Annotated in this window: 22 protein-coding genes and 1 tRNA gene; 3 read left to right on the top strand and 20 right to left on the bottom strand. The window is 58.1% G+C overall.

The genetic code is table 11. From position 1 onward, the window contains the following. Positions 1–29: 29 nt before the first annotated feature. The 11 genes from DSM117340_RS10375 to DSM117340_RS10325 form a co-directional block, all read right to left on the bottom strand. Positions 30–1,268 carry an aspartate kinase gene (locus tag DSM117340_RS10375; RefSeq protein WP_089889442.1) on the bottom strand — a complete coding sequence of 413 codons (1,239 nt, stop codon included), beginning with the start codon at positions 1,266–1,268 and terminating at the stop codon, positions 30–32. A gap of 84 nt (positions 1,269–1,352) precedes the next feature. Further along, positions 1,353–2,000, bottom strand: coding sequence for an SDR family NAD(P)-dependent oxidoreductase (locus tag DSM117340_RS10370; protein WP_089889445.1), 648 nt, complete (start codon positions 1,998–2,000; stop codon positions 1,353–1,355). Continuing rightward, positions 1,997–2,416 carry a DUF1178 family protein gene (locus DSM117340_RS10365; protein ID WP_089889450.1) on the bottom strand — a complete coding sequence of 140 codons (420 nt, stop codon included), beginning with the start codon at positions 2,414–2,416 and terminating at the stop codon, positions 1,997–1,999. The genes DSM117340_RS10370 and DSM117340_RS10365 overlap by 4 nt, the downstream gene beginning before the upstream one ends. Before the next feature lie 56 nt (positions 2,417–2,472). Next, positions 2,473–2,970, bottom strand: coding sequence for an NUDIX hydrolase (locus DSM117340_RS10360; protein WP_245724392.1), 498 nt, complete (start codon positions 2,968–2,970; stop codon positions 2,473–2,475). A gap of 97 nt (positions 2,971–3,067) precedes the next feature. Further along, positions 3,068–3,865, bottom strand: coding sequence for a phytanoyl-CoA dioxygenase family protein (locus tag DSM117340_RS10355; RefSeq protein WP_089889454.1), 798 nt, complete (start codon positions 3,863–3,865; stop codon positions 3,068–3,070). 162 nt (positions 3,866–4,027) lie between these two features. Next, positions 4,028–4,537, bottom strand: a complete 510-nt coding sequence (gene msrA / locus DSM117340_RS10350) for a peptide-methionine (S)-S-oxide reductase MsrA (protein ID WP_089889457.1) — start codon at positions 4,535–4,537, stop codon at positions 4,028–4,030. Next, positions 4,534–4,980, bottom strand: a complete 447-nt coding sequence (gene msrB / locus DSM117340_RS10345) for a peptide-methionine (R)-S-oxide reductase MsrB (protein ID WP_089889460.1) — start codon at positions 4,978–4,980, stop codon at positions 4,534–4,536. Before msrB ends, msrA begins: the two co-directional genes overlap by 4 nt. Before the next feature lie 180 nt (positions 4,981–5,160). Beyond that, positions 5,161–5,235 (bottom strand) — tRNA-Glu (locus DSM117340_RS10340). 101 nt (positions 5,236–5,336) lie between these two features. Further along, on the bottom strand, positions 5,337–7,079 hold the full coding sequence (gene recJ, locus DSM117340_RS10335) for a single-stranded-DNA-specific exonuclease RecJ (RefSeq protein WP_089889463.1): 1,743 nt from the start codon (positions 7,077–7,079) through the stop codon (positions 5,337–5,339). Between the two features lie 58 nt (positions 7,080–7,137). Further along, positions 7,138–8,424 (bottom strand): homoserine dehydrogenase, encoded by a 1,287-nt coding sequence (locus DSM117340_RS10330; RefSeq protein WP_354689585.1) that lies wholly within the window; start codon positions 8,422–8,424, stop codon positions 7,138–7,140. Positions 8,425–8,503: 79 nt separating this feature from the next. Further along, the gene (locus tag DSM117340_RS10325; protein WP_089889469.1) at positions 8,504–8,803 is read right to left on the bottom strand and encodes a hypothetical protein; all 300 of its coding nucleotides are present in this window, start codon (positions 8,801–8,803) and stop codon (positions 8,504–8,506) included. 100 nt (positions 8,804–8,903) lie between these two features. Between DSM117340_RS10325 and DSM117340_RS10320 the strand changes: the two genes are divergently transcribed. Continuing rightward, positions 8,904–9,494 (top strand): TetR/AcrR family transcriptional regulator, encoded by a 591-nt coding sequence (locus tag DSM117340_RS10320; RefSeq protein WP_089889472.1) that lies wholly within the window; start codon positions 8,904–8,906, stop codon positions 9,492–9,494. A 7-nt stretch (positions 9,495–9,501) separates the two neighbouring features. Here DSM117340_RS10320 and DSM117340_RS10315 read toward each other — a convergent pair whose 3' ends face one another. Genes DSM117340_RS10315 through DSM117340_RS10290 form a run of 6 tightly spaced genes read right to left on the bottom strand, consistent with a single transcriptional unit; the run spans position 9,502 to position 16,040 of the window. Further along, on the bottom strand, positions 9,502–10,434 hold the full coding sequence (locus DSM117340_RS10315) for a glyoxylate/hydroxypyruvate reductase A (RefSeq protein WP_089889475.1): 933 nt from the start codon (positions 10,432–10,434) through the stop codon (positions 9,502–9,504). A gap of 15 nt (positions 10,435–10,449) precedes the next feature. Then, positions 10,450–11,589, bottom strand: a complete 1,140-nt coding sequence (rodA, locus tag DSM117340_RS10310; protein WP_089889478.1) for a rod shape-determining protein RodA — start codon at positions 11,587–11,589, stop codon at positions 10,450–10,452. Next, the gene (gene mrdA, locus DSM117340_RS10305; RefSeq protein WP_089889481.1) at positions 11,586–13,505 is read right to left on the bottom strand and encodes a penicillin-binding protein 2; all 1,920 of its coding nucleotides are present in this window, start codon (positions 13,503–13,505) and stop codon (positions 11,586–11,588) included. Before mrdA ends, rodA begins: the two co-directional genes overlap by 4 nt. Positions 13,506–13,526: 21 nt before the next feature. Continuing rightward, the gene (locus DSM117340_RS10300; protein WP_089889484.1) at positions 13,527–14,066 is read right to left on the bottom strand and encodes a hypothetical protein; all 540 of its coding nucleotides are present in this window, start codon (positions 14,064–14,066) and stop codon (positions 13,527–13,529) included. Next, entirely contained in the window at positions 14,059–14,961 is a 903-nt protein-coding gene (gene mreC, locus DSM117340_RS10295; protein WP_089889488.1) for a rod shape-determining protein MreC, read from the bottom strand. Before mreC ends, DSM117340_RS10300 begins: the two co-directional genes overlap by 8 nt. A 32-nt stretch (positions 14,962–14,993) precedes the next feature. After that, the gene (locus tag DSM117340_RS10290) at positions 14,994–16,040 is read right to left on the bottom strand and encodes a rod shape-determining protein (RefSeq protein ID WP_089889491.1); all 1,047 of its coding nucleotides are present in this window, start codon (positions 16,038–16,040) and stop codon (positions 14,994–14,996) included. Between the two features lie 308 nt (positions 16,041–16,348). On the opposite strand from DSM117340_RS10290, the gene DSM117340_RS10285 reads away from it, so the two are divergent. Then, complete coding sequence (locus DSM117340_RS10285; RefSeq protein ID WP_089891495.1) at positions 16,349–16,615, top strand: hypothetical protein; 267 nt, start codon at positions 16,349–16,351, stop codon at positions 16,613–16,615. A gap of 13 nt (positions 16,616–16,628) precedes the next feature. Here DSM117340_RS10285 and DSM117340_RS10280 read toward each other — a convergent pair whose 3' ends face one another. Both DSM117340_RS10280 and DSM117340_RS10275 read right to left on the bottom strand, forming a co-directional pair. Next, positions 16,629–17,297 (bottom strand): L,D-transpeptidase, encoded by a 669-nt coding sequence (locus tag DSM117340_RS10280; protein ID WP_089889496.1) that lies wholly within the window; start codon positions 17,295–17,297, stop codon positions 16,629–16,631. Positions 17,298–17,454: 157 nt separating this feature from the next. Further along, a complete protein-coding gene (locus DSM117340_RS10275) occupies positions 17,455–19,017 on the bottom strand; it encodes a 2-isopropylmalate synthase (protein WP_089889499.1) in 1,563 nt (520 codons plus the stop codon). A gap of 302 nt (positions 19,018–19,319) precedes the next feature. Between DSM117340_RS10275 and DSM117340_RS10270 the strand changes: the two genes are divergently transcribed. Continuing rightward, positions 19,320–21,716, top strand: coding sequence for a heavy metal translocating P-type ATPase (locus DSM117340_RS10270; RefSeq protein ID WP_089889503.1), 2,397 nt, complete (start codon positions 19,320–19,322; stop codon positions 21,714–21,716). 48 nt (positions 21,717–21,764) lie between these two features. Here the strand turns inward: DSM117340_RS10270 and DSM117340_RS10265 are convergent, their stop codons facing one another. After that, positions 21,765–23,198 carry a 2-isopropylmalate synthase gene (locus tag DSM117340_RS10265; protein WP_089889505.1) on the bottom strand — a complete coding sequence of 478 codons (1,434 nt, stop codon included), beginning with the start codon at positions 23,196–23,198 and terminating at the stop codon, positions 21,765–21,767. Positions 23,199–23,205: the final 7 nt, after the last annotated feature.

Here is a 23,205-nt window from a genome sequence, read left to right as displayed (position 1 = left end):
CCTTGTATAATTAGGCCCAAGGCAGAATCTCAGGCCGCTTTCTCAAGCTCAAACGCATCATGCAGCGCTTGAACAGCGAGTTCCATGTATTTCCTGTCAATCAACACGGAAATCTTAATTTCTGATGTCGCAATAACCTTAATGTTTATTCCTTCATCAGACAGCGTTTTGAACATTGTCGCTGCGACGCCTGACTGGCTGCGCATGCCGATGCCGACAGCCGAAACTTTGGCCACATCGGTGTCTGCAACGAGGTTGTGATAGTTAATTGCGCCGCTTGTTTTTGCCTCTTCCATCGCCTTTTCGGCGCGCGCCACCTGTTCAGTGGGGCAAGAGAAGGTCATATCTGTGCGTCCATCTTCTGCGATGTTCTGAATGATCATATCGACGTTGATGCCGGCTTCGGAGAGCGGGCCAAAAATGGCGGCGGCAATGCCGGGGCGGTCGGCCACGGAGATCAATGTCATTTTGGCTTCATCGCGGGAATAGGCGATGCCTGATACGGGACGGTTTTCCATAACTTCCTCCTCATCGCAAACGAGCGTGCCCGCTTCGTCGGATTGTTCTTCAAATGAACTCAGAACCCTGAGCTTAACCTTGTAGCGCATAGCCAGCTCGACAGAGCGCGTTTGCAGGACTTTGGCACCAAGCGATGCCAGCTCTAGCATTTCTTCAAAGGCGATCTTGTCGAGTTTGCGCGCCTTGGAGGAGATGCGGGGATCTGTGGTGTAGACGCCATCAACGTCTGTATAAATATCGCAGCGCTCGGCTTTGAAGGCAGCCGCGAAGGCGACAGCTGTCGTATCAGAACCGCCACGGCCCAGAGTTGTGATGCGTCCTTCTGGGCTGACGCCTTGGAAGCCCGCGACAACGGCCACGCGCATGCCTTCGGCAAACTTGGCCTCAATATTGGCGGGGGGGATGTCTTCGATCCGTGCGGAGGCGTGGGCAGATGTGGTCTGCACAGGCACTTGCCAGCCCTGCCAAGAGCGCGCGGGAATGTCCATTTCTTGCAATGTGAGGGCCATAAGGCCTGCTGTGACGTTTTCGCCAGAGCTGACCACGGCGTCATATTCACGCGCGTCATAGAGCGGAGAGGTCTCGTTGACCCAGCCAACAAGCTCGTTTGTTTTGCCCGACATGGCCGAGACGATGACGATTACGTCATAGCCTTTGGCCACTTCAACGCCGACGCGCTTTGCAGCGCGGCGAATGCGGTCAAGGTTGGCGACGGACGTACCGCCGAATTTCATCACCAGAACGGGCATGGGAGGCCTCACGAATTGCGTTCGGCGCGGTTTAATCGCTTGGAGAGGCGCACGCAAGGGTCTGATGCTGCGGCAAAGGGCGCTTTAGTAAGGGTGGTCGCGGCCATCCCATGTGCGAAAGCAGCCCGTTGTTTGAAGGCTGAGGGCATCAAACTCGCGGATCAGGCCTTCGGCGGACTGAGCCACATCAATATCTCCGCCATCGCCGCCCATATCCGTACGCACCCAGCCAGGGTGATATGCACCGACGGCGACGCCTTCAGGAGCAAGGTCGGCAGCCAGATTCCGCGCTAGATTGAGCGCGGCGGCTTTGGAGCTTCGATAAATATAGCTGCCGCCCGGGGCCTTGGTGTCGCTGCCCATCTGGCTTGAAATAATTGCAATTTTTGGGGCGTCTGAGCGCATCAGATGCGGCAGGAAGGCCTGAACCGTAAGGAAGACGCCCGTGACATTGGTGGCAAAAGATTGCGCCCACATGTCGCTTGGGTAGCCGTCTTCCAGCGCTTGGCCTTTGTCGGGGTAAATGCCTGCGTTGCAAATCAGCAGGTCGACCGTTTCTTCGGCCATGGCGCTGGCGAGGGCTTTGACGCTGGCTGGGTTTGTCACATCAAGGGCGGCGTAGCCATCGCCGCTGCGCGCTGTGGCTGTGACAGTGTCGCCTGTGACGGCATAGAGCTCTGCGAGGCGCGCGCCAATTCCACGATTGGCACCTGTGATGAGAATATGGCTCAATTTGTACTCCGGTTCGGCTTGAAGGGCAGGGGCAGGACGGGCACGCCGTCTTCGATCAGCTTTTTGGCGTCTTCCATTTTTGCTTCACCATAGATGGCACGCTCCGGCGCGTCACCCAAGTGCATTTTGCGGGCTTCATCGGCGAATTTTGGGCCGACGTATTCGGAATTGGCCTCAACCTTCTTGCGCATTTCAGCCAAAGCCTGCTCTGCGGGGTGTGCAGGCGCAGTCAGCGCGCCTTTGTGTGTCTTGCTCGTGCTGACGCGCGGAGCCATGAGCGACTTTTGCACATCAGAAACGCCACAGACTGCGCAAGACACCATGCCTGCAGCGTGCAGCTTGTCGAAGGCTTCAGAGGACTGAAACCAGCTGTCAAAGCCGTGGCCATCGGCGCATTTGAGCGAGAAACTTATCATCTCGGTCCCTTAGGATTTATTGTTTATAGATAAGCTATGTTGCGGCGCGTGCAAGCTTAGGCTGTGAGCAGGCGGGGATCAAATGTCTTGAGGATTTTCTTAAGCTCTGGCTCGGCGACTTTGCCTGCGGCTTTCTTGGGGGAAAACCACTTGCGGCGGCGCTGCTTTTTTTCGGGGTACTTCTTTTCCAAAGCGCTGACATGTACGGGGTAAACCAGCGCAATACAGGGCAGGCTCTCTTTGAGGCCGATGTCTTTTTTGTAAGAAAAAAGGCCGAGGCAGCGGTCGTAGGCTGTACCTTTAACACCAGCCTCTTCCCAAGCTTCTTGAAGAGCCGCTTGGGCGGGAGTTTTTTCGGCCATGGGCCAGCCCTTGGGGATTATCCAGCGCTGAGAACCACGGGAAGTGATCAGCAATATCTCTGGCTCGCCCTTGCGAATGCGAAAGCACAAGGCCGCAAACTGGCTGCGAACATCAGTTTTGCGCGCACCTTTGAGGGCGATGGGCAGCTGTTTGGGGCCTTGAACGCTGATGGGCCTGTCTCTCTCGGTCAATTCACTGCTTCCGTTTTAAGGAAATTGTGAATCAATTCGAGAGGGAAGGCCAGTGTTTCGTTTCAGGACCGTCGAATTTGGTCCTCATGCGCGTAGATTAGCGGCGATAAATCACAGGAAACCAGTCTTCGCGAAGGCGCTCGCCTTCGTTCATACCGTGTTCTGGAAAGGGGGGAGACGTCGGGCCTGGCCGCTCAACGTAGCGAGCATCATCCCCCAGAAGGCGCAGGGAAAAAGCGCGCCGGCGTGTCTGGCTGGTGTTGCCACGCGCGCCGTGCAGGATCGCATAGTTGAAGGCCACAGCGTCGCCGGGCTCCATCTCCCACTCGCGGATATCCATTCCCTCAGCCTCAGGGTCAGGAACGGGCATGTAATCGTCCTTATTTGGAAAATAGCTCTCGTTTGCCACCCAGCGCATTGGCATCACTGGTTTTTCCCAAGCGTGACTTCCCGCGACACAGCGTAGGGCCGCCTCTTTGACGGGATCAAGCGGGGACCAAAAACTGACATTTTGCACGCCATCCACGAAGTAGTACGGCCCGTCGGTGTGCCAAGGCGTTGCCATCGAGGTTCCGGGCTCCTTGACGAGAATGTGGTCGTGAAACACCTGCGTGCTCTGGCTGCCCATGAGATCGGCTGCGACTTCGGCAGCAGGCGATTTTTCGATAACCTCGGCAAACTCATCGATGCGCTGCCAGTTGCAATAGTCATCAAAGAAGCGCCCTGTTTCGCCGTCCTTTTTGTTTTCGGAGGCAAAAGGCCCTGGTTCCGCCATGTTGCGGGCAACGCCTTTGCGAAGCGTCTCGACATGGTCTTTGAAGAGGCCACGAATGACGATGACCCCGTCGCGTTGGTAGGTGTCGATCATGTCGTGAGTGAGAAGCGGATGTGGCATGGAGGACTCCTTGGGCTGCTGTTGCCAGCTTTGATGGCGTTGTGGCGCTTGTCAATCAGACAAAAATGCGTTGTTGAAACGATATAAAATCGTTTTCTATCAGATAGATATCATGAGTTTATAAACCTCTGCGCGAAGATTTATTGCGCAGAGGTTTATAGCTTATTCAGCCGCTGTGCGCTTGGGCAAGACCCAGTCAGGGCGGATGAAGTGACAGGTATAACCGTTTGGAATCCGTTCCAGATAGTCTTGGTGCTCGGGCTCGGCCTCCCAGAATGCACCCAGAGGCTCAAGTTCCGTGACGACGCGATCCGGCCAGAGGCCAGAGGCGTTTACGTCAGCAATAGTATCGAGCGCGACAGCTTTCTGGGCCTCGTCAGCGTAGTAAATGGCAGAGCGATAAGACATGCCACGATCATTGCCTTGGCGGTTTTCTGTGGTTGGATCGTGAATTTGAAAGAAGAATTCCAAGAGCCTACGATAGCTGATTTTTTCGGGGTTATACACAACCTCGATCCCTTCAGCGTGGGTGCCGTGGTTTTTGTATGTCGCGTTCTCGACATCGCCGCCTGTGTAGCCCACGCGGGTGCTGATGACGCCGTCCATTTTGCGGATCAGGTCTTGCATGCCCCAAAAGCAGCCGCCTGCGAGTGTTGCGGTTTCGGTAGTCATGATGCGTCCTCCACTTGGGTTAAATAGGCGCCATAGCCTTCCGCTTCCATTTCGTCTTTAGGAACAAAGCGCAAGCTGGCGGAATTGATGCAATAGCGCAGACCACCCATCTCGCGGGGGCCATCTGGGAACACATGACCGAGGTGGCTGTCGCCGTGGGTTGAGCGCACTTCGGTGCGGATCATGCCGTGGGTAATGTCGCGCAGCTCTTCGATATTCGCTGGCTCGACAGGCTTGGCGAAGCTCGGCCAGCCGCAGCCCGATTCGAACTTCTGGGATGAGGTAAACAGCGGTTCGCCCGAAACGATATCCACATACAGCCCTGCTTCGAAGTGATTGTTATACTTGCCTGTAAAGGGCCGCTCAGTGCCGCTCTCTTGGGTGACAAAACGCTCTTCCTCGGTGAGGGCGGCGAGAGCCTCGGGTGTTTTTTGGTAGGTCATGGCGGTGCTTCCCATCTGTCGCGATTAGGCATGAATGTGGGCATCATTTCAGGCTTTGCCAAGGGCAGAACGTGATTGTGATGGCGTATCAGACTGCCGGTGGCAAACTGTTTCGCTTTATCTGATTTAATCACTGAAGGCCGCTGGTATGCCGTGTACTGCTTTCTGGTAAGAAAGCTGTGGTACCCCGTAGGGGAGTCGAACCCCTCTTTTCAGGTTGAAAACCTGACGTCCTAACCGATAGACGAACGGGGCATAACCAGCCGTGAGGCGGGTAATATGGAATGTGGCTTCTCTGCGCAAGCAGAAATTTGCGCTCTTTTTCAATTTTTTTTGTAGCCCTTAAAACAGGGCTTTCAGTGCGCGGGTGCGGCGTCGTCAAGGCGCAGTTGCACGCTGGTGCGACCCTGCCATGTGTTCAACTCGAGCCGTCCTGCGAGATGAAACCGTGCACCGCCGTGATTCTGAAGGGTGGGCCCGAGGGCTGTATCAAAGGCGCCAAAGGCGATGGCTTCAAGGCGTGGGCCCGTGCCGTCAGAGAACGTAATTTTAAGATGCCCCGTACCGATCTGCTTGGCGAAGTGAATTACGCAATCGGGAAAGGCAAAGCGGGGACCAGCGGCAGACGCACCGTAGGGACCAGCATCGTCGAGCTGCTCGACAAGATGTTGGTTGGCGGCTCCGGGCATCAATGCGCCGTCAAGTTTTAGGTCTGATGGACCGAGCGCGCCTGCGCCTTGTTTGTCCAGAAGCTCCGAAAGGCGGGCCATTGCAGGCTCAAGCTGTTCACGGCTGAGCGAGAGGCCAGCGGCCATTTTGTGTCCGCCTCCTTTCTCGATCATGCCGTCCATGGCGAGGCGCTGGATGCTTGCGCCGAGGTCGATGCCTGAGACGGAGCGGCCAGAGCCTTTGCCCTCGTCACCATCAAAGCCGATCACAACAGCGGGACGGCCTGTGGCTTCTTTGAGGCGGGAGGCGACGATACCGACAACGCCCGCGTGCCAGCCTTCACCTGCGGCCCAGACGAGAGGGGCGTCAAAGCCGCGCTCTTCGGCTTGAGCGAGGGCGGCGGCGCGGACTTCTTCTTCAATCGCGCGGCGCTCAGAATTGAGCATGTCGAGCTTTTCGGCCAGCGCGCTGGCTTCGTGAGGGTCTCGGCAGGACAGCAGCCGTGCGCCAAGGTCGGCTTGGCCGATGCGCCCGCCTGCGTTGATCCGCGGGCCGAGGACGAATCCGAGGTGATAGGCTTTGGGCGCAGTATCAAGGCGGCCCACATCTGACAGCGCGACAAGACCAATGCGCGCACGGCGGGCCATGATTTTCAGGCCCTGTACCACAAAGGCGCGGTTTACGCCGATAAGGGGCGCGACATCGGCCACTGTGGCCAGCGCGACGAGATCAAGCATAGAGATCAGGTCTGGGCCTTTGTCACCGCGCTCGCGCAGGATACGGCCTGCATCGACCAGTGTGAGAAAGACCACGGCGGCAGCGCAGAGATGGGCGAGATCGCCTGTCTCGTCTTGCCTGTTCGGGTTGACCACAGCGAGAGCGGGGGGAAGCGTTTCGCCGCCGAGGTGGTGATCTAGCACGATGATATCTGTGCCTGTTGCGGCAGCGAGCGCTTCATGGCTGAGCGTTCCACAATCAACACAGATAATGAGCGAATGGTCCGCTGCCAGCATTTCCATGGCGGGAGCGTTGGGGCCGTAGCCTTCGTCAATCCGGTCAGGGACATAGAGGGTTGCATCATGCCCCAATGCGCGAAACCAGTCGATGAGCAGCGCGGCAGACGTTCCGCCGTCGACATCATAATCGGCAAAAATGGCCACACGTTCGCGGCCATCGAGAGCGCGCACGATGCGTGCGGAGGCGCGCTCCATGTCTTTCAGGGAGCGCGGATCTGGCATGAGGTCGCGCAGTTGGGGCGCGAGGAAGCTTGCGGCCTCCTGTGCGCCCACACCACGACGCGCAAGGACTTGCGCCAGTGCGCGGGGCAGGTCGGTGTCTTGTACGATCAGCTCTGCGGCGCGCTCAAGCTCGACTGTTGGCCCGAGCCATTTGCGCCCTGTCAGGGAAGTCTCAACGCCTAAAAATGCCATGCTCTGCCTGCTTGTTGCCGCTTGTGTCCAGTGTGACCCAAAGCGGTTGTGGGCGCAATCAGACGTCTTCGATGCGCAGGGCGACAGGCTTGCCCACGATCACATCAAGCGCGTCCATGGCGGCGAGCGCGGCCTGAAGATCAGCGTGAGCTGACTTATGCGTGACGATCAGCACGGGGGCGGATGTATCAGCGTGGCCGTATTGGCGCATCCGATCAATTGATACGCCCGCATTGCCAAGAGCTGTTGCAACTTTGGCGAGCGCGCCAGGCTTGTCGAGCAGTGAGAACCGCAGGTAGTAAGGTGCGGGAGCTGACGAGGTTGCGACTGTTGCGGCGACGAGCTCGTGCGCGGGGCGGCCGAAAATTGCAGGGCGAATGCCGCGTGCAATATCCATAACATCGCCCATGACGGCGCTGGCTGTGGGGCCTTCGCCCGCTCCAGGGCCGCGCAGAACGACTTGTTCGACCTGATCGCCCTCAAGCAAGACCATGTTTGTGCCGCCTTCGAGCTGGCCGAGGGGCGATGTATCAGGAACAAGGCAAGGTGTCATGCGTTGCTCAAGGCCACGAGCTGTCATACGCGCCACCCCGAGGAGCTTGATGCGGTAGCCCATGTCTGCTGCTTGGTTGATATCTTCCAGAGTGATCTCGCCGATGCCCTGAAGCTGCACGCCGTCAAAGTTGACCTGCGTGCCGAAGGCGATGGAGGAGAGGATCGCGAGCTTGTGGCCCGCATCGATGCCGCCGACGTCAAGATTGGGATCGGCCTCAAGATAGCCAAGTGCGCTCGCTTCTTCAAAGAGCGCATTGTAGCCTTGGCCTGTGGCCTGCATCCGCGTCAGGATATAGTTGCAGGTGCCGTTCATGACGCCCATGACACGGGTCATCTCATTGCCTGCAAGGCCTTCCAGAAGCGTCTTGATCACCGGAATACCGCCTGCGACGGCGGCCTCAAAACGGATCACGGCGCCTTTGTCTTCTGCGGCGAGCGCGAGGGCTTGGCCGTGATGGGCGAGCAGGGCTTTGTTGGCGGTGACCACGTCTTTGCCAAGAGCGAGTGCGGCTTCAGTTGCGTCTTTGGCAGAGCCTTCTGAACCGCCCATCAACTCAACGAAGACATCAACATCATCGCGCTTGGCGAGGGCGACAGGATCATCTTCCCATGCGTAGTCTGACAGGTTTACGCCACGGTCCTTGTCACGCGAGCGGGCGGAGACTGCAACGATCTCGATCGGGCGGCCTGCGCGGGCGGCGAGGAGCTCTGATTTCTGACGCACGATCTTGACGACGCCTGCGCCGACGGTTCCAAGGCCTGCGATGCCCAAACGGAGGGGTTTTGTCATGGGAATGCTGCCTTTTGCCTGAGTTTGGTGTGTTGCTTAGCGATTTAGCCGCTTACGCGCGGGCTTGCAATGTGGGTTATCAGCCCTCTTGCGCAGGCAGACTTACACCCGCCCGCATGCGTGCCCTGTCTGATCCGCTGACGATACTGCCCGAGAGGCGGGCGGCGCGGGCGCGCAGGGCCGCGACGCGGGCGTTGACGGAGGCGGCTGTTGTTGCTGTCGCCTGTGGCGGAGTTTGGAGTGCTTCGAGCTCGGAGGTGGGCGCGAGGGCGGGGTAACCGGCCGCTTTCATCTCACTGGTCAGCGCTGCATCAAGCTCGGGAAACTCGGCGCAGGCCGTGAGAGACAGGACAAGAACAAAGGCAAGAGACGCGCGCATGGGTGGCTCCGAGGGGCTTTTGATCTAGGTGATGCCCCAGAGGGGGCAAAAGAGCAAGCAAAGGGTTTGATTTGAACGATTGTTCAGTTAAACATGGCCTATGGCGCGTACTCAAGGCTCACATTCTGACATCACTGGTCCGCGCATTCGCGCGGCAGCGCGGGTGCTGTTTGCACGTCACGGTTATGCCGCCGTGTCGATGCGCCAGATTGCGAGCGAGGTCGGGCTACAGGCGGGTGCGCTGTACAACTACACGGCGGACAAACAGAGCCTTTTGGCAGAGTTGATGCGGGAGCATATGGACGATCTGCTTGAAGCGCGTGCAGACGTGAACTCACCCGCAAAAGCACCACTGGAGGCGCTGGCAGAATTTGTGCGCTTTCACATCGGGTTTCACATAGAGCGGCCAGACGAGGTTTTTATCGCCTATATGGAGCTGCGCGCTCTTGCGCCTGAAAATTTTGCCGAGATCGAAGGCTTGCGGCGCCAGTATGAAAACGAGCTTGAAGGCATTTTGCGGCGCGGGGCCGAGGCGGGTGTCTTTGTCTTTGAGGACGCCAAGATCACCACCTTGGCTGTGATTGCCATGCTGACGGGTGTGAACACATGGTATCGCCAAGGCGGGCGCCTCAGCCTTGAAGAGGTTGAGGATATTTACTGGAATATGGTGCGCCGCGCTGTTGGCGCTTGATCCTGAGCTAGTACCCTGCTGCGCGATCGACGAGATGCAGAAGCGGCTCGCCCGCCTCATTGCGGCGAATGTTTTCAGCGACCACTTCGGCACATGTTTCGGCGCGGGTTTCGGCGGCCATGTGGGGCGTCACGGTCACGTTTGGATGCGCCCAATAGGGATGAGCCTGCGGCAGCGGCTCAACACGAAAAACATCAAGAGTTGCATGCGCGATCTGGCCGCTGCCCAGCGCTGCGAGGAGGGCATCATCGTCAATCAATTGGCCACGGCCCGGGTTGATGATGAAGCTGCCACGGGGCATGAAGGACAAGCTTTCGGCATTGAGGATATTTTGTGTAGCGGGTGTTGAGGGCAGCAGCAGGATACAAATCTCGCCATGCGCCAGTGCCGATTTGAGACCGTCATCGCCTGAATAACAGGTGACTTTGTCGTGCGTCTTGGGACTGCGCGACCAGCCCGCAACATTGAAGCCAAGCTGCACAAGCGCTTCGGCGCAGGCGAGACCGAGCTCGCCAATGCCGAGGACTGTCACGCCACGGTCGCGGCTGAGCGGCGGAGTGGCAGGGGCCCACTCATGGGCAGGGTTCACAATCTGGGCGTCCATCCCGAGATGATGCCGCAGGGTGTGGCCGACAACCCATTCGACCATGCCTTGCTGAAGGCCAAAATCAACCATGCGGGTGAGGGGCACTTTGAGCGTTTCGTTGTTCGTGATGGCTTCGACACCGGCCCAGAGATTTAGTACGGCTTTGAGGCGGGTGAAAGGCGTGAAATCCTTCACATCGGAATTGGGCGCATAGACGATGTAGTCGACCTCTTCGGGGTCAATATCGAGCGCAAGATGCACATCCAGCCCTGCAGCTTTGAACGCTTCGGGGAGCACATCTTTATATTGGTCCCAGCGCTCGGGGCGCGCGGCGAAGAGAGCGTTGAGTGTCATTGGAAGCCTTATTGTTTAACGTGGTTTGTGGACATGTGCGCTTTGGACGAGGCCGAAGGCAACCATGAGCACGAGCATCGCAGAGCCGCCGTAAGACACAAGCGGAAGTGGCACGCCAACAACTGGGATGAGCCCCATAACCATCGCCATATTGACCGAGAAGAACAAAAAGAAGGTCATAGCGACGCCGAGTGTGAGCAGGGCGCCGTAGCGGTTGGCATTGTTCATTGCGGAGACAATACAGAAGATGATGATCAGCGCGTAGAGCATGAGGAGGGCCGCCGCGCCGACAAAGCCGAACTCTTCGGAGAGCGTTGTGAAAATGAAGTCGGTGTGTTTTTCGGGGAGGAAGTTGAGGCGGCTTTGCGTGCCTTGCATGAAGCCGCGCCCTGTCCAACCGCCAGAGCCAAGGGCGATCTTGGATTGGGTGATGTGATAGCCAGCATCGAGGGGATCGGCGGCGGGATCAAGGAAGGTGTCGATGCGACGGTATTGGTAATCCTTGAGAAGTTGCCACGCGGTCCCGCGTGATTGGAAGACTGCAGTGATGAGCGAGATGCCTGCCGCGATCACGGCGGCGAAATAGGCCCAGTGCACGCCCGCCATAAACATCAGCGCGCCACCACCTGTAACCAGCAAGATTGATGTTCCGAGATCAGGCTGGTTGAGCACGAGCGCTGTGGGCAGCATGATCAGGCCCACGGGAATAGCCACCCAGAGCGGATGTGATATTTTCTTGAGTGGGAGCCAGTCGTAATAGGCTGCGAGGAGCATCACCAGCGTGATTTTCATGAGCTCTGAAGGCTGAAGGCGCATGAACCCAAGGTTGATCCAGCGTTGTGCGCCCATGCCGACCTCACCGAACAGTTCGACGGCCAGAAGCAGGATCAGCGAGATCGTATAGGCCACGGCAGAAACATTGCGCCAAAACCAGATCGGGACCATTGCGACGACGATCATGGCAAAGAAGCCTACGCCAAAACGCTTCATCTGGGGCTCGGCCCATCGCTCAATATTGCCGCCTGCGACGGAGTAGAGCATGAGGAAGCCGATGCTTGCGACCGCGACCAGCAGCAAAGCCAGTGGCCAGTTCAGATAGAGGACTTTGCGCGGCCCCGTTGGGACATATTTGACGTTATACTCAAGATAACTCATGCGCGCTCTGGCTCCTCGCCTTGGACGGGCGGGCGCATTTCGCGCAAGCGTTTTTGCTGGGCCGAAATGCGGCCACGGTCGCGTGCTGGATAGGCAGAGAGTGGCGGGTCTTCACCGTAGAGGGCTTGTAAAGTGATGTCTCGCGCGATGGGGGCGGCGGTTGAAGACCCCCCACAGCCATGCTCAACCACGATCGAAACAGCGATGCGCGGGTTGTCATAAGGCGCGTAGTTTACGAAAAGCGCGTGATCGCGTTGCCGCCATGGGACTTCGTCACATTTGACGCGTCGCGAGATCACTTGGGAGGTTCCTGTTTTGCCTGCCATCTGGTGGTCTGGTGAGGTGATACGGCTACCGCGGGCTGTGCCGCTGCCGTGGTTCACGACCTCATACATGCCTTTACGGATCTGGCGCAGGTGGTTTTCATTGAGGCCCATGGGAGCGCCAGCACCGCTGGGTTGCTCGACGCCATCAATGGTTTTGATCAAGCGTGGCGTGACAGCGCGCCCTGTGGCGAGGCGGGCTGTCATCACAGCAAGCTGGAGCGGGCTCGCGAGGACAAAACCCTGACCGATGGAGGCGTTGACGCTGTCACCGATCACCCAGTCCTCGCCTTTGACACGGTTTTTCCACTCTTTGGTTGGCGCGAGGCCCTCAGCGACGGCGGACATAGGGATATCGTGGCGCTCGCCGATACCGAGGCGGCGGGCCATTTCGGAGATCCGCTCGATACCTGTTTCCAATGCGAGTTCGTAAAAATAGACATCACAGCTTTCGCGCAGGGAGCGCACGAGATCGACATTGCCGTGGCCTGAGCGTTTCCAACAGCCGAATTTCTGGGAGTAAACCTCTAGGTGGCCTTTGCAGCGGTAGGTGTCTTCTGAACTCACAATGCCAGCTTCGAGAGCGGCGAGGGCCGTGACCATCTTGAAAGTCGAGCCTGGCGGATATGTCCCTTGAACGGATTTGGACACAAGTGGGCGGTGATCATCCTCGATCAGCCCGTTGTAATCATTGACGGAAATGCCATTTACAAAGAGATTTGGATCAAAAGCGGGTGAGGAGCCGATCGCCAGAAGATCGCCGCTTTCGCAATCAATCACAACGGCGGCGGCGCTTTCGGAACCAAGGCGCGCTTGGACATAGTTTTGCAGCATGTGGTCGATGGTGAGCTGGATGTCTGCACCGGGCTTGCCTTCTTGGCGGCCCAGCTCGCGTACCTCACGGCCTGAAGCGTTTACCTCAAGGCGCATTGTGCCAGCCTTGCCGCGCAGCTCTTCTTCTTCGCGTGCTTCCAACCCAGTTTTTCCGATCTGGAAGCGGGGCAGATTGAGCAGCGGATCAGGATTTTCGATGCGGGAGAGGTCATAGTCGGAGACAGGGCCGACATAGCCAATCACATGGGTGAAATCCGCACCGAGCGGATAGTGGCGCGAGAGTGCGACCTGTGGCTCGATTCCAGGGAGGGCGGGAGCATTGGCGGCGACGCGGGCGAGCTCTTCCCATGTGACTTTTTCTGCAATGGTAACCTGTGTATCGCCGCGGCGCTTCTTAAGTTCGACCCGAGCCTCGGCCACAAGCTCTGGATCAAGCTGAATCAGCTGTCCGAGGCGGGCGATGGTTTCATCGATATCGCCTGCGTCTTCGCGGGTGATGGTGACACGGTAGCTCTGAACGTTTTGCGCCAGTGGACGCCCTGTACGGTCAAAGACCTGACCACGAGCCGGCGGAATCAAGCTTATTTTGATACGGTTTTCTTCCGCCAGAAAGCGGAACTGGTCGGATTCTTGCACCTGAAGATAGTGCATGCGTGCGCCCAAGACGCCGACAAGCCCCGCCTGAATACCGCCCACCAGAAGGGTGCGGCGGCTGACGATGGCCTGACTTGTCTGCTTTTCATTGGTACTTTTACGCATGTTTCACCTTAGAACCGCCTGTCAGAGACGCTGGCCAAGGGCGTTGACTTCGCCCAGTGTCGGCTTTCTCAGACCGAAGAATACCCAAGAAACGCCGATGACAACAGGGTAGATCAAAATTGTGAACAGGATTTGGACCAGTGCTGTGGATAGCGCGAAGGATTCAACCAGCAAGAGCATCAAAATAAGTCGATAGCCAACGATGACCGCGGCAATGGCCATTGAGGCTGTGATCCATTCGACTGAAAAAGGCGTGTTTCGCAGTTGTGAAGCGCGGGCCTTGAGCATTTCGACGGCGACAAGCGCTATTGCGGCAAAAAGACCAGGCGGGCGGCTCATCATCAGGTCAGCAAAGAGCATCACGAGCCCGATCAGCAGCGCGGGCACAAACTCGGGCCGACGCAGTGCCCAGCAAAACGCGAGCGCGAGAATAATATCAGGAGCTGCGAGCGTGCCAGGAAGGGTGCTGAGCGGCAGCAGATGAAGGAAAATCACGCCAACGCTGAGCAGAATAAACATCGTGCGCATGAACCAGAGGCGGCTGACCGTGTTTTCAGTCATTTGCGGCGGCCTCTGTGGCAGCGGTTTCTGGCAGGACTTCGGGCAGGACCATGCGACCAGGATCGGAGATACGCTCAGTTCCGTAATTGCGCAGAATGCGCAGGAATTCGAGGCGCTCGTAGTCTGCGGCAAGGCGCACACGCATCCGCCCGCCCGTATCCACAGCGATATGGCCGATCAGAACGCCAGAGGGAAAGACATCGCCGTCTCCTGAGCTGACCACGCGGTCGCCCGGGCGGATCAAGTCGCGGTTTTCGACAAAGTCGATGGGCGGCGCGAGCGTATTGTCACCAACGATCAGGCCACGCTGACCAGAGGGCTGCACCGTCACGGGGACACGTGAACTTGCGTCCGTGAGCAGAAGAACGCGAGAGGAGCGCTCGCCGACCCCCGACACGCGCCCGACAAGCCCGATCCCGTCCATTGCCGCCCAGCCATCAAGGATCCCGTCGCGCGCGCCCACATTGATCAGCACAGATTGGCGATAGGGCGAGCCGCTGTCAGCGAGCACATTGCCCGAGATCGAGGTTAGGCGTGGATCAAGACGGACATTATTGAGGTCCAGCAGGCGGGCGTTTTCCTGCTCCAGTTGAAGGGCGGCCTCTTTCCAGCTTTCCATGCGCTGAAGCTCACGGCGAAGCTCTTGGTTTTGATCATAAATTTTGCGGTAGCTTTGAAAGTCCTTGATCAGATTGGCGGCGCCTGTGACCGGTGTGAAGGCCCAATCGAAATTGGGTACAACACGGTCGATCACCGCGATGCGGAAGCGCTCAACGCGAGGGCTATCAATGCGCCAGAGGATAAAGACCCCGACCAGAACCAACATCAGAACAACCAGTATCAGCCGCTTGAGCGGGCCTGAAAAGTCTTCGGTTCTGAGCGGTTCATGTGCCAATTGGAGCCTTTCCTAGCAAGGCGCGGCGCGCGTCAGCTGTCGTAGTCGATCGCGTGAGCCAGTTGCTTTTCAAACTCAAGCGCTTTGCCTGTACCAAGCGCAACGCAGTTGAGGCTTTCATCTGCGATTGAGACGGCGAGGCCTGTTTGCTCGCGCAGGGCAAGATCAAGATCGCCCAGAAGCGCACCACCGCCTGTGAGCATGACGCCGCGATCAACAATGTCCGCAGCAAGATCGGGCGGGGTTGTTTCAAGCGCTGTCATTACGGCTTCGCAAATCTGCTGGACTGGCTCAGAGAGCGCCTCGGCGATTTGGGCTTGGCTGATTTCGGTTTCTTTGGGCACGCCTGTAAGAAGGTCGCGACCGCGCACTTGGATCGAGGTTCCACGGCCATCGTCGGGCATACGCGCTGTACCGATGGTTGTTTTGATGCGCTCTGCTGTGCTTTCGCCCACGAGCAAGTTTTGCTGGCGGCGCAGGTAGCTGATGATGGCTTCGTCCATACGGTCACCGCCGACGCGCACGGAGCGGGCGTAGACGATATCGCCAAGTGAGAGAACCGCGACTTCTGTTGTCCCGCCGCCGATATCGACAACCATGTTGCCTGTCGGGTCAGTGATTGGCATGCCTGCGCCGATGGCGGCAGCGATCGGCTCTGCGATCAGTCCACAGCGGCGCGCACCTGCGCCCAGAACAGACTGGCGAATGGCGCGCTTTTCAACGGGTGTTGCGCCGTGAGGTACGCAAACGATGACTTTGGGCTTTGAAAACGTTGAGCGCTTGTGAACCTTTCGGATGAAATGTTTGATCATCTCTTCTGCGACATCAAAGTCGGCAATCACGCCTTCACGCATCGGGCGGATCGCCTCGATTGTGCCAGGGGTACGGCCCAGCATCAGCTTGGCGTCTTCGCCCACGGCGAGGACTTTCTTGATCCCGTCTTTGACGTGATAGGCCACCACTGACGGCTCATTGAGGATCACACCTTTGCCTTTGACGTAGACAAGCGTGTTGGCTGTTCCGAGGTCGATGGCCATGTCTGAAGCAAAAAGACCAGGCAGTTTATCAAAGATCGACATATTTGGGTGAACCTCGGTTTTACAATTAAGAGTGTGCGACGAGTCGCGCGGCGCTGAGTGTGTATAAGCGTGGAGGCCCTCTGACGAAAGGGGGAAACGCGGTTTGGGTGTCGCATTCCTCTCAGGAGAGAGTGTATTTATGATGAATGGCAGTGATCCGCTTGTTTGACTGTCAAGAACTGTTGGGCGCACTGTCGACGAGGGGCTGCCCGCGTGTCCTGGGCGTGTTTGTGCTGGCAAATAAGCGTGAAATCGCCCAGTCTTCACGCAAAGACATTGGGCCGATGGTCTGTAAGGAGAGAGTTTTGATGAAGAAGACAGTTTTGGGTTTGAGTTTGGCCGCGATGGCGCTTTCGGGGTGTATGACTGTTGATGGTGGGGCGAGCGACGGCGTTTTGGCGAAAGTGCCTGAAGAGGTTCTCGCGATTGCGGACCCCAAGCAAAACCTTGGTGCAGTGCGTGTAAACCCAGTGGATGGTTGTTTCGAGTACCGCCATATCGGGCCTGTCGAGACGACCTTTTTGCCTCTTCGAAGCAAAGAAGGCCGCCCGATCTGCACACAGAAGCCTGCGTAATGCTTAGCGCCGATCAGGCGCTGGCGGTTATTGTATCTTCGGTTGGATGCAAATGCGCGGTCGCGCCCACAGTCACTTGGTCATACAGCCCGTTGATGTGAGCCATGACCATGCGCACACAGCCAGAGCTTGCGCGCCCGCCGATGCTTTTGGGGCTCGGAGAGCCGTGAATGCGCAGGAAGGTATCGCGGTTGCCATCAAAGAGATAAAGCGCCCGTGAGCCAAGTGGGTTGCTTGGACCTGCGTTCATTCCCTCTTCGTATTGAGCGTATTTGTCGGGCTCTCGCTCGATCATCGCGGGTGTTGGTGTCCATGTCGGCCACTTTTTCTTGACCTTGATCGTATAGGTGCCTGGCTCGTAGAGATTGCCTTTGGCGATGGCGACGCCGTAGCGCATGGCCATTCCGCCCTCGCGGATATGATAAAGATAGCGTGCCACGGCATCCACATGCACATCGCCCACGGTTAGCCCTGCATTGGCTTGTACCATTTGTGGCAGGAAGCGCGGGTGAAAGCCCCACGGGTTCGTTGTGGCAGGGTCATAATTGGCTGGGGTGATCTGCGCGTCCCAACGGTCCCACATCGAAGGGGGCGATGTTGGCGCAGCAAGGGCGACGCCGCTGACGAGAGGTTGTGAGAACAGGGCAGCGCCCGTGGCGATAAAGTGGCGTCTGGTGAGCATTGGCAAAATATCTCCGCAATCGTCGGCATAACAGGACTTAATCCTAACCTGATGCAGTAGAAAAAGGCAAATGGCCAATCACGTGGCTGTTAGAGCCTGGTGTGCCTGTTTAGGCGGGGCGGGCCATTGCGCAGGCCCGCCCCTGTAGCGTTTGCGATCAGCCGTGGTCTTTGTAGCTGATTTCTTTTTGGTCTTCGCCCGTTTTGCCGCGGCGTGTGAGCAGGCGGTTGAGAGCGTGAATATAGGCTTTGGCGGAGGCGACGACTGTGTCTGTGTCCGCTGACTGACCCGTCGCTATGTTGCCGTCTTCTTCAAGGCGGACAGAAACAGTCGCTTGGGCGTCTGTGCCTTCTGTCACAGCGTTGACCTGATAAAGCTCAAGATGTGCAGTATTGGGGTGCAACTTGCGGATCGCTTTGAAGGCCGCATCGACCGGGCCATCGCCCTTTTCAATCGCGGTCTTTTCCTCGCCATCAACCATCATCACCAAGGTTGCATCGGCTGGGCCGCCTGTGCCGCAGACGACACGCAGGGTGACGAGCTTGAGGCGGTCACTTTCCGAGGCCTCTCCGACACGCATCAGCGCGATGATATCGTCGTCAAACACTTCTTTCTTACGATCTGCGAGGTCTTTGAAACGCACAAAGACGTCTTTGAGCTGGTTGTCACCGACTTCAAACCCGAGGTGCTCGAGCTTGTCGCGCAGGGCTGCACGGCCCGAGTGCTTGCCCAAGGGCAGAGACGTGCCCGCGAGGCCGACATCTTCAGGGCGCATGATCTCGAAGTTTTCGCGATTTTTGAGCATGCCGTCTTGGTGGATGCCGCTTTCATGGGCAAAAGCGTTTTTGCCGACGATGGCTTTGTTGAATTGTACAGCAAAGCCCGACACAGCCGCGACCCGGCGCGAAATGTTCATAATCTTGGTGGTGTCGACACCTGTGGTCCAAGGCATGATGTCGTGCCGCGTCTTGAGCGCCATGACAACTTCTTCGAGCGCCGTGTTGCCCGCGCGCTCGCCGAGGCCGTTGATGGTACATTCGATCTGGCGCGCGCCGCCTGCGACGGCGGCAAGGGCGTTGGCTGTGGCCATGCCAAGGTCGTTGTGGCAGTGGGTTGCGAAGATAATATCATCCGCACCTGGCACGGTTTCGATCAGCCGTTTGATCAGATCAGCGCTTTCCATGGGGGCGGTGTAACCCACTGTGTCTGGAACGTTGATGGTTGTTGCACCCGCTTTGATGGCGATTTCGATCACGCGGCAGAGGTAATCCCACTCTGTGCGAGTCGCGTCCATCGGGGACCATTGCACATTGTCTGTGAGGTTGCGGGCATGGGTGACTGTGTCGTGGATGCGCTCAGCCATTTCGTCCATCGTAAGATTGGGAATGGCGCGGTGCAGCTCTGAGGTGCCGATAAATGTGTGGATGCGTGGCTGTGCGGCGTGTTTGACGGCCTCATAGGCGCGGTCGATATCTTTGAAATTTGCACGGGCCAAGCCGCAGATCACTGCGTTCTTAGAGCGGCGCGCAATTTCTGAAACAGCGTTGAAGTCGCCTTCCGAAGCGATGGGAAAGCCCGCTTCAATAATGTCTACGCCCATATCGTCAAGCAATTCGGCGATTTCGAGCTTTTCTTCGTGGGTCATGGTTGCGCCGGGCGACTGCTCGCCGTCACGCAAAGTTGTGTCAAAAATGAAGACGCGGTCTGATGCGGATGTCATATCTAATCTCAGTCTGTTTTGTGAATGTCTAAGCTGGGGGGCGCTGGCCGTCATCTCCTCTGAGCGCGTGCACCATGAGGCACGCTCAGAGGCAGCTTAGAAGGAGAAGAGCAGACGCAGGCCCTGCGCAAAGGGCGCCGGCTGAAAAGAGCGTGATATGTGTCTGCGTGTTCATGTGAGAAGTTATAGGAGCGGGATTTGACGAGATAAACCCCCAATTTTCGAGAAAATGCAGGCGGGACGCTCTCTGGCCTTGACCTTCCTGTTGCTGGAAGGCTTAGGCAGGATCAAAGGGGTGCGATATGAGCAAGATTGAACTGCAAATCCAAGGGTTGAGCTGTGCAGGCTGTGTGCGCCGCGCGGAGGCGGCGATTGTGGGGGTCAGCGGTGCGCGAGATGTGTCTGTGAACCTAGCGACCAAGCGCGCGAGCCTAGAATTGGGTGCAGCCGGTTTGGATGAGGTCACGCAGGCTTTGGCCAAGGCGGGCTACCCTGCGCGTATCGAGAATGCTGTGTTTGTCATTCAGGGCATGAGCTGTGCGTCTTGTGTGGGGCGTGTTGAGGCGGCGGTGCGCGCTTTGGACGGCGTAAACGAGGCCAATGTGAGCTTTGCGGCGGGGGAACTCCGCGTGCGGTATCTGGAGCGGGTTGTCTCAGAGGCAGACATCATTACGGCTGTTCGAAGTGCGGGCTATGCGGCTGAGCAAAAAGGCGCTGGGCCGAGCGCTGCCGAGCGACGGGCCGAGGAGATCCGCGGGCTGAAGCAGAGCTTCATCATCGCGCTGGTTTTGGCTTTGCCTGTCTTTCTTCTTGAAATGGGCGGGCATCTTTATCCGCCGTTTCACCATTGGGTTATGGCCAATGTTGGGATGCAAGCCTCTTGGGTATTCCAGTTTGTGCTGACAAGCGCTGTGCTGATTGGGCCAGGGCGGAAGTTCTATACGGTTGGCTTGCCCCTCTTGCTCAAGGGTGCGCCGGATATGAACTCACTCGTCGCGGTTGGGACAATGGCCGCCTATGCCTATTCGGCCATTGCCACTTTTGCACCGAGCTGGCTGCCGAGCGGCACGCGCGCGGTTTATTTTGAAGCGGCGGCTGTCATTGTTACGCTGATCTTGCTGGGCCGATATTTGGAAGCGCGTGCCAAGGGGCGGGCGGGCGAGGCGATTGCCAAGCTTGTCGAGCTTGCGCCGACGCGTGTTGAGGTGAAGCGCGGGGAGGGCTTCGAGGAGGCTGACATCAGCGATGTCATCGTCGGGGATATGCTTCGCTTGCGCCCTGGAGCGCGTGTGCCTGTGGACGGATCTGTGGCGCGCGGCGAGAGCCATGTGGACGAGAGCATGCTGACGGGCGAGCCGCTGCCGCTGCGCAAATCTGAAGGTGACGCGCTGATTGCGGGAACTGTGAACGGCGCGGGGGCGCTGGAGATGCTTGCGGAGAAAGTCGGGGCAGACACGGTCCTTGCAGGGATTGTGCGCACGGTAGAAGAGGCGCAGGCGGCGAAGCTACCGATACAGGCGCTGGTCGATCGTGTGACCATGTGGTTTGTGCCAGTTGTCATGGGGCTGTCTGTGCTCACGCTGCTGGCGTGGCTGGCTTTTGGAGCGGAGATTGCCACCGCTATGGTCGCTGCTGTTTCGGTGCTGATTATTGCCTGTCCTTGTGCGATGGGGCTGGCGACGCCGATGTCGATCATGGTGGGTACGGGGCGCGGGGCCGAGCTTGGCGTTTTCTTTCGCAAGGGCGATGCGCTGCAGCGGCTTTCAGAGGTGCGCACTGTTGCCTTTGACAAAACGGGGACATTGACTGAGGGCAAACCGAAGCTCACCGATTTTGAGGCTCTTGGTCGCTTTGAAAAAGATGAGGTATTGCGGCTTGTGGCGGCGGCGGAGCAGGGCTCGGAGCACCCTGTGGCGCGCGCTGTTGTCGCCGCATCTGAGGGCGCTTTGCCTGTTTCAGAGAGCTTTGAAGCCATCGCGGGGCAGGGCGTTATGGCCACTGTCGAGGGGCGCGAGGTGTTGATCGGCACGGCGCGGTTGATGCGCGAGCGCGGCGTTGCGCTTGGGGGTGATGCAAGCCCTTTGGAGGCGGCGGGCAAGTCTGTGTCTTACGCCGCCATAGACGGCCAGATTGCGGCGCTTATGGCTGTGTCGGATGCTTTGAAGCCTGATGCCAGAGCAACCGTCAAAGCACTGCACGATATGGGCCTAAAAACTGTGATGATCACGGGGGATAGCGTGGTGGCTGCGCGGTACATGGCGGGTCTGGCTGGCATTGATGAGGTGATTGCCGAAGTGATGCCTGAGGGTAAGCTGGAGGCGATCCGTAACCTGCAATTGACGGGGCCAGTCGCCTTTATCGGGGACGGTATCAACGATGCTCCCGCCCTTTCGGCGGCGGACGTTGGGATTGCGATTGGGACAGGTACGGATGTGGCGATCGAGAGCGCCGAGGTTGTCTTGATGACGGGCGCCCCCGATAAAGCGCTTGTCGCCGTACGGCTTGCCCGCAAGGTGATGCGCAATATCCGACAGAACCTCTTTTGGGCGTTTGCCTATAACGCAGCCCTCATTCCTGTGGCTGCGGGGCTTTTCTATCCGCTGACGGGCTGGTTGCTTTCGCCCATGCTGGCGGCTGGGGCGATGGCATTGAGCTCTGTTTTTGTGGTCAGCAACGCCCTTAGACTGAGACGCGCATGACAGAGAGACCTATGCCTCGGCCTGCCATGCGCGACGTCTAATCGTCCATTATTGATCGGCGGTTTGAGCCGTGGGTTGCGCTTCGGTTCCAGCCAAAATGCCGTTGTTCCAGTCGCCTGTTTCTGCCGTGCCTGATGCATATGTCATAGTGCCTGCGCCTTGGCGTTTGCCGCGTTCAAACAGGCCTTCATAGACATCGCCATTGGCATAGGTGGCGCGACCTTGGCCAGAAATTTCGCCATTCACCCATGCGCCTTCATAGGTGAAGCCATCAGGCATGGTTATTTTGCCCTGACCTGCACGCTGGCCGCGCGTGAAGTTGCCTTCATAGACGGTGCCGTCAGGGTAGGTTGCTTTGCCATCGCCTTCACGTTGGCCTGCGGCCCAGTTGCCTTCGTAACGATAGCCGTCGGCGTAGGTCATGATACCAAAGCCGTCGTTTTGCGCGCCTTTGAAGCCGCCTTCATACACAACTCCGTTGGCATAGGTGGCTTTGCCGTTGCCTTCAATCACCCCAGCGACCCAATCGCCTTCGAATGTGGAGCCGTCTGCGTAAGTTATGGTGCCTTTTCCATCGGGTTGATCGGCGCGGAACTGGCCGACGTAGACCGAGCCATCAGGATAGGTGACACGGCCTTCGCCCTCAATACGCCCGTCTGTCCATGTGCCTTCGTAGGCGTAGCCATCTGCGCCTTTGAAAACGCCTTGGCCTTGGCGCTTGTCGCCTGCGAAATCACCTTCATAGGTATCGCCATTGGCGTATGTGACGCGGCCTTTGCCTTCGCGGCGGCCTTGAACGAGCTCGCCTTCAAAGACATCGCCGTTAGATTGCGTGAGCGTGCCTGTGCCGCCGATCTGGCCAGCAGCCCAGGTGCCTTCATAGATGAGGCCATCGGGCATGGTCAGCTTGCCTTCACCGGCGCGCTCGCCTGCCGCCACTTGGCCCACATAGACCGCACCGTCTGGGTAGGTGATCCGCCCAGAACCGTCCTTTTCACCGCTCACCCATGTGCCATCATAAATGTATCCGCTCGGCGAGGTCATGACGCCGTTGCCATGGTGCTGAGCGTTGAGAAATGCGCCCTCGTAGCGCACGCCATTGGCGTAATTGGCGACACCTTGGCCGACAATCTTGCCTTCATTCCATCCGCCTTCATAGGTTCCGCCATCGGCAAACACGATCTTGCCAACGCCCTGTGGCTTGCCCTTTTCAAACTCGCCTTCATAGACCGATCCATTGGGGAAGCGGGCTGTTCCGCGTCCTTTGATCTCACCGCCGACCCAGTCGCCAGTGTATTCATACCCATTGGGGAGGCGGTACGTGCCTGTGCCGTGCTGGAGGCCGTCTTTGAATGTGCCTTCGTAAACGCCGCCGTCATCATATTGTTTGGTTGAAATTTGGCCATCTTGGGCAAAAGCGGCAGATGAAAGCGCAAGGGTGAGCGCGGCTGTCAGGGTAAAGGTTTTGGTGCGAAAGGTCATAGTTTAT

The organism is Lentibacter algarum (assembly GCF_040580765.1).
GTDB classification, from domain to species: domain Bacteria; phylum Pseudomonadota; class Alphaproteobacteria; order Rhodobacterales; family Rhodobacteraceae; genus Lentibacter; species Lentibacter algarum.
The sequence above is the reverse complement of the archived record's forward strand: the minus strand, read 5'-3'. Positions and strand labels throughout refer to the sequence as shown.